Origin of the sequence: Rhodococcus sp. KBW08, from assembly GCF_003852455.1 — a bacterium.
Taxonomy (GTDB): Bacteria; Actinomycetota; Actinomycetes; order Mycobacteriales; family Mycobacteriaceae; genus Rhodococcus_F; species Rhodococcus_F baikonurensis.
This window is the reverse complement of record NZ_QAJJ01000052.1, coordinates 1-7,737: the sequence shown is the minus strand read 5'-3', so window position 1 is coordinate 7,737 and position 7,737 is coordinate 1. Positions and strand designations below refer to the sequence as shown.

Sequence of the window (7,737 nt, the reverse complement as noted above, 5' to 3'; positions counted from 1 at the left end):
GTAATTCGCTGATCGCGACGCGAGTGGCGGCTCGCTTGGGTCAGGCGCTCGATGCGCAGGTTCCGGTGCGAATGCTGTTCGAGTCGTCGACCGTTCATGAATTTGCCGTTCGTCTCACGTCGGCAGCAGGCTCGGGTGCGCGGGCGCCTCTCGTGCCTCAACCTCGCCCGGAACACATTCCTTTGTCATTGGCACAGCAGCGGATGTGGTTCCTCAGCGTTTTCGATCCGGAGTCTGCCGTAAACAACATCCCCATGGCGATCCGGTTGTCAGGTGTACTCGATGTCGATGCGTTGCAAGCCGCGATCGCGGATTTGATTACGCGTCATGAAATCTTGCGAACCGTGTATCCTGAAATCGATGGAGTCGGATACCAGCGAATTCTTCCGCTCCGCGATGCAGGCGTCCAACTATTGCCCGTGGATATCGCTGAAGCAGATCTCGATGCGGCCGTAGCGGACTTCATCGGTACGGGCTTCGACGTGAGATCTCATGTTCCGCTGCGTGCAAAGCTGCTGCGAATCGCCGATGACGATTTCATGGTGGTGATCGTGGTGCATCACATTGCAGCGGACGGTTTTTCGATGGGCCCCATGACCCGGGACGTAATGATCTCGTACGAGGCGCGGAGCCGTGGTGAAAAGCCGGGGTGGCACCCGTTACCTATCCAATTTGCCGACTACGCTCTCTGGCAACGGGAAGTCTTGGGGTCTGAGGACGATCCCGCCAGTCTGATCTCGCGCCAGGTCGAATTTTGGAAGACTCGTCTCAGTGGCGTACCGGACACGTTCGATCTCCCGATGGATCGGCCCCGCCCAGCAATTGCTACCAATCGAGGGCGGACTCACGCATTCGCGATCGATGCAATGTTGCACGTCAAGATCCTGGATCTCGCGGCGGAGAACAATGTGACTCCATTCATGGTTGTGCATGCGGCATTTGCCGTTCTGTTGTCGCGTTTGAGTGGCTCTTCAGATGTGGTGGTCGGTGTTCCGGTGGCGGGACGTGGGGACGTCGAATTGGACGACCTGATCGGGATGTTCGTCAATGCGGTTGTTCTGCGTACTCCTGTCCACGGCACTGATTCGTTCAGTGGGCTTTTGGCGCGAGTGAAAGAAATCGACCTTTCTTCGCTTGCCAATTCCGATGTGCCGTTCGAACGTCTTGTCGAGGTGCTCAACCCTGTTCGCTCACAATCACACAACCCGATCTTCCAAGTCGAGTTCGCGTTTCAGAACATGGAAAAGTCGACTCTCGAACTCGATCGCTTGTCGGCCTCCGGTGGTGAAGTGGCGTCGGGACACTCTCCGTTCGACCTTGGACTGGCGGTAACCGAACTGACCGCGCCTGATGGGACTCCGTCCGGGATGGCTGGACATCTGACGTACGCAGTCGACCTGTTCGATGAATCTACGATCGTCTCGTTTGGCCGGCGTTTCGTGCAGATACTCGAGGCAATTGTTCAGTCGAGCGACCAATCGATCGGTGACGTCGACGTTCTCAGTGAAGTGGAACGTGCGAGTATCTTTGCGGATTCGATTGCGGTTGCGGCACTTCCCCAAGCTACCTCCCTACTGGAGAGGTTCCGTCTTCGACGAAACACCTCACCCACAGCGATTGCCGTAGTTGCGGGTGATCGGGTGATGACGTACGAAGATTTGGATCGACATTCTTCGGCGTTGGCACGCGAGCTGCGATCAAATGATATTCGTGCGGATGATGTAGTGGCACTTGCTTTTGTCCGATCTGTCGAATGGATCGTGGCGTTGGTGGCGACATGGAAAATCGGCGCGGCCTATGCGCCAGTTGATCCGACTCAACCTTTGGCTCGTATCCGTTCGTTGGTCTCGGATCTGACTGCTAAATGCATTGTTGGAATGGAAGATTGGATCTCCGAACGAAATTTTCCAGTTTCGACGATCGGGGTGGGGTCTCCAATCGAGGATCTCGATGTTGATGATTCACACGACGACTGGCGAGTGCTCCGTGCTCCGCTGAGGCTCGGATACGTGATCACGACTTCGGGGTCCACTGGCAAGCCGAAAGCAACGTGTGTACCGATATCGGGAATCGAGAACACAGTCGATTGGTATGAGAAACTTCTGGATCTGCGAACCCCCTCCGGGATCCTGGTTGCTACGTCGCCATCTTTCGATCTGACGCAGAAGAATATTTGGGTGGCCCTGTCTGGTGGACACACGATTCACCTGAGTGATCCACAATTCGATCCAAACGAGATACTGAATACTATTTCTCGTGGCGCGGTACGTGTTGCGAACATGTCGCCGTCCGTTTTCGAAGCGGTGGTCGAGGCCGATTCTTCAGCGATTCTGTCTTGCCTCGAATCCGTATTTCTCGGCGGAGAGCCTCTGCGCACCGGGCGTCTGGCAGGAGTCGCTGCAAGTGGCGTAAAGATCTTCAACAGTTATGGGCCGACAGAAGCATCAGACGTAGTGTCCTTCCATCAGGCAGATATGGACGAACCAGATGTTCCCATCGGTCGACCAATCCCGAACACCAATCTCTTCGTTCTCGATTCGAGATTGCAACTTGTCCCAACGAACGTCGTAGGCGAGTTGTATGTCGGTGGCGTCGGGATTGGTCGCGGCTATGGAGGCCGCGCAGACCTGACTGCCGAGCGCTTTGTCGCGCACCCGTTGGTCGGTGCGGGAGAGCGTATGTATCGCACCGGAGACCTCGTACGGTGGAACAAGCTCGGCGAGTTGGAATACATCGGACGCAGTGATTTTCAGGTCAAGCTTCGCGGAATGCGTATCGAACTCGGCGAAATCGAGTCGGCATTCTTGTCCGTGCCAGGCATTGCCCACGCTGTGGTCGTCGTTCGGCCCGTGCCAGAGGTCGGTGATCGATTGGTCGCATACGTCGTCGGTGAATCAGTGAGTGCTGTTGACATCGAGAGTTTGAGAGCGGAATTGGGCACGCGATTGCCCTCTTACATGGTGCCCTCGGCGATCGTGGTGCTCGACTCCTTGCCGCTGAATGCGTCAGGAAAGATCGACCGCAAGCAGTTACCCGAGCCTGGATTTATCACGAATGAGTTTCGCCCCCCGGTCACACTGGTCGAGAAAGCAGTGGCCGAAGTTTTCGTCGAACTGTTGGGTGCAGGTCGGGTGGGTCTCGACGACGACTTCTTTGAATTAGGAGGAAATTCCCTCGTCGCGACGCGGGTCGCATCGCGGCTGGGCCGCGCGCTGGACGCACAGGTTCCTGTTCGTGCAGTATTTGAAGCCACAACGGTCCAAGCGCTGGCCGAGCGCATTGCGAAACTTGCGGGTGAAGGCAGTCGTCTTGAGCTTTCAGCGCAAGTGCGCCCGGACCGTATCCCACTCTCGTTGGCGCAACAGAGGATGTGGTTCCTCAACCGCCTTGATTCCAAGTCGACAGCAAATAACATTCCGATCGCGATCCGACTGACTGGCGATTTGGACATCGACGCGTTGCAGGCGGCAGTTGAAGACCTAGTCGGCCGTCACGAATCCCTTCGAACCCTGTACCCGGAAGTCGACGGCGTCGGTTACCAACACATTCTCCCCGCGGGCGAAGCAGTACTTGACCTCAAGCCGGTCGAGGTTTCGGAAACTGAAGCGATACGTGCGGTGTCAGACTTTGTGGCGACGAGCTTCGACGTCACTCGCGAGGTTCCAGTTCGTGCGCGATTGTTCGAATTGTTCAATGAATCAAAAAGGTCGAAGGCCGAGTATTTGCTGGCCTTCGTCGTCCATCATGTTGCCGGCGACGGGTTTTCGATTGGCCCGCTTACCCGAGATCTGATGATCAGCTACGAATCCCGCCACAGGGGCACGGCGCCAGGCTGGACACCGCTCGCAATTCAGTACGCGGACTACGCCATCTGGCAGCGAATCGTTCTCGGATCGGATGACGACCCGACGTCGACACTTGCACGCCAAGTGGCGTACTGGCGAACAACGCTCGAATCGATTCCCGATGAGCTGCAACTACCAGTCGACCGTTCTCGCCCGGCGGTTGCAACAAACGAGGGCGCCACATACCGCTTCTCAATCGGAGAATCGGCGCATCGACACTTGGAGACCCTCGGACGAGTGCATGACGCGTCGACCTTCATGGTCATGCACGCGGCTCTCGCTGTCCTACTCGCTAGATTGTCTGGAACATCGGACATAGTTATCGGCACTCCTATCGCTGGTCGCGGCGAAGCAGAGTTAGACGATCTGATCGGAATGTTCGTCAACACGCTGGTACTCCGAACGAACATAGATCCCCAGATGTCGTTCGCAGCACTGATCGATCACGTGCGGGAGCGAGACCTCGGCGCGTTCGCTCATTCGGATGTTCCCTTCGAAGCCCTCGTCGAAGTGTTGAACCCTGAGCGGTCGCAAGGTCGTCACCCTCTCTTCCAGGTTGCCTTGGTCTTCCAGAATGCAGGTGGCTCAGTGTTGAAGTTGGGTGACCTTACGGTTACCGGCCTCGATACGGATTCCTCCGCTGCGAAATTCGATCTGCAGTTGACGCTCATCGAACAATTCGACGAGATTGGACAACCAGCGGGAATTGCCTCTGAATTCACTTATGCGACAGACTTGTTCGACCATGAAACGGTGCAGACGATCGCTCGGAGATTCCTCCGAGTAATCGATGCCATCACGGAAGAGTCGGCGAGCGTTGTCGGCAACCTCGAAGTGCTGTCAGCCGACGAACGTGATCAACTATTGAATCGAAGTGGGGGATCTGCAGCGGAAATCGTCTTGCTGCCAGATCTTCTGGCGCGAACGGTCGAGTTGTCTCCGCACGCTGTAGCCATCCGTTTCGAGGGCAAGTCGACAACCTACTCCGAACTGGATGTATTTTCCTCGCAGCTAGCTCGGGTGTTGATAGGTCGGGGTGTCGGGCCCGAAGATCGAATCGCGGTGGCGATACCGCGATCGACAGAATCGATTGTTGCCTTGTGGGCTGTCGCCAAGACTGGTGCTGTTTATCTGCCCGTTGATCCGAAGTATCCTGCCGATCGTGTGAAGTTCATGCTCGTCGACTCGGGTGCAGCTCTCGGATTGACGACCGACGAGATCATCGATACTCTGCCTGCCGAAGTCGACTGGTTGACAATTGATTCCGGTTTGGTGTCGAACACGAGGGATCTCACGCCGACGATTGTCGACGCTGACCGTGTTCGACCATTGCGAAGTGCCAATACCGCTTACATGATCTATACCTCGGGTTCGACAGGTCGGCCCAAGGGCGTCTTGGTGACGCACAAAGGATTGGCCAACTTCGCTGTTGAACAGGAAACTCGCTACGAGTTGGACGAGCGCACGCGCGCGCTGCATTTCGCGTCGCCGAGCTTCGACGCATCGATTCTCGAACTGCTTTTGGCCGTTACCGTTGGTGGGACGTTGGTGATCGCACCAGACTCGATCTACGGTGGGTCCGAACTTGCAGTGTTGGTCGACGAGGAACAGGTCTCGCACGCATTCATCACCCCCGCCGCGTTGGGGTCCATGGACCCAGCGATCCTCGAAGGTCTGGGTGTGGTCATTGCCGGAGGAGAGGCTTGCCCTCCCGAGTTGGTGGCGAATTGGGCCCCAGGTCGACGATTCTTCAACGGGTACGGACCCACCGAAACCACGATCATGACCAACATCAGTTCACCGTTGGTTTCAGGATCGAAGGTGACAATCGGTGGTCCGATTCGAGGAATGACGTCGAAGATTCTGGATCAACGACTTCGCCCTGTTCCGATTGGTGTTTCCGGTGAGCTCTACCTCTCAGGCATTCAACTTGCACGCGGATATCACACTCGCCCTTCGATGACCGCGGAACGCTTTGTCGCAGATCCGTTCGGTCCGGTCGGGCAGGTCATGTATCGCACGGGTGATCTGGCACGATGGACCGATTCGTACGAGGTCGAGTATGTCGGACGAAGTGACTTCCAGGTCAAGGTCCGTGGCTTCCGCATCGAACTTGGTGAAATCGAATCTGCTCTGATGCAACATGATTCGGTCAGTCGGGCAGTCGTTCTTGTGCGGCGAGACGACAATGAAATCGACAGAATTGTCGCTTATGTGGTCCCAACCTCCGGATGGTCGGTCGAACCTGACCGCCTGATCGAGTTTGCGGCGGGTTCGCTGACTCGTTACATGATTCCCGACTCCGTTGTCGTTGTCCCGAGGCTTCCGCTGACTGCGAATGGAAAGCTTGATCGTGATGCGCTTCCGGTGCCGTCATACCGCGTTCGAGAGTTTCGTGCACCGACCAACTCGGTCGAAGAAGCGGTTGCCTCAACCTTCGCGGATGTGCTGGGCGTGAAACGCGTCGGAGTGGGTGATGATTTCTTCGACCTCGGTGGAAACTCCCTTCTTGCAACACAAGTCGTCTCCCGATTGGGGCGCGCGCTCGACACCACCGTGGCCGTGCGCGACTTGTTTGACACGCCTGTGGTCGAGCGCCTGGCTGCGACACTGATCAGCGAGGTCGGCCGAGGCGAAGCAGTTGCGCTCGAGAGAGCCGAGCGGCCCGAGTTGATCCCGCTTTCACTTGCTCAACAGCGAATGTGGTTCCTCAATCGATTCGAAGAATCGTCAGCCGTCGACAACATTCCGGTCGCAATCAGACTTGCCGGCAAGCTCGATGTCATTGCGCTACAAGCGGCCGTTCGGGATCTGATCGAACGCCACGAAGTGCTGCGCACCGTCTATCCCGAGATCCACGGGGTCGGTTATCAGGATATTCGCGGTGCATTCGAGCTGGATATGAAGCCCTTGGTACTGAACGAACAGGAGATACTCGGAGCAGTTGCTTCAGTTCTTTCGACCGGATTCGATGTAACCAAGGATATTCCGATCCGGGCCGCGATCTTCGAGATCTCCGAGACGGATCACGTTTTGGTGTTTGTCATTCACCACATTGCAGCCGATGGCTTCTCAATGGGACCATTGACCCGCGACGTGATGATTGCCTATGAAGCTCGTTCACGTGGGGCAGCTCCGGCGTGGAACCCGCTGGAAATTCAGTACGCGGATTATGCGTTGTGGCAGCGAGAGCTTCTAGGCTCCGAGGGCGATGAGAATTCGATCGTGACCCGCCAGCTCGACTACTGGACTGCACACCTCGATGGACTGCCTGATCTTCTGCAATTGCCATTCGATCGTGAACGTCCGGTAGTCGCAAGCAATCACGGCGCGAGTGTGAGTGTCATGATCGACAGTGAGATTCATCGGAGCATCAACGAGGTTGCACATCGCACAAATACAACAACGTTCATGGTTGTGCATGCTGCGCTGGTCGTCCTACTCGCGCAATTGTCTTCGACCAGCGACATCGCGATCGGTACACCGGTTGCCGGTCGAGGCGAGAGAGTTCTCGACGATGTTATCGGCATGTTCGTGAATACCCTCGTGCTGCGAACACAAGTCTCACTCGGGGATACGTTCGAAGATCTTGTTGCCAAGGTGCGCGACGTCGACCTTGGAGCATTTACCAACGCCGACATACCGTTCGAGCGACTGGTCGATGTGCTCAATCCCGTCCGAACGCGTTCGCGGAATCCACTCTTTCAGGTGATGCTGTCGTTCCACAACGCCGGACAGACGGTGTTCGAACTGCCGGGGTTGACGCTGAGTGCGGTTGATTCCGAGATGGCGTTGTCGAAGTTCGATCTCGATGTGACTCTGAGCGAGAGTATCGACGATCTAGGTAACCCCGCTGGAATCCTTACTCAGTTCACGTATGCGACGGATTTGT

Annotated in this window: 1 protein-coding gene; it reads left to right on the top strand. The window is 56.5% G+C overall.

Going from position 1 to position 7,737, the window contains the following annotated elements; genetic code table 11:
• The coding region (locus tag DBV08_RS31925; RefSeq protein WP_124570125.1) for an amino acid adenylation domain-containing protein at nucleotides 1–7,737 on the top strand (7,737 nt) is incomplete at both ends.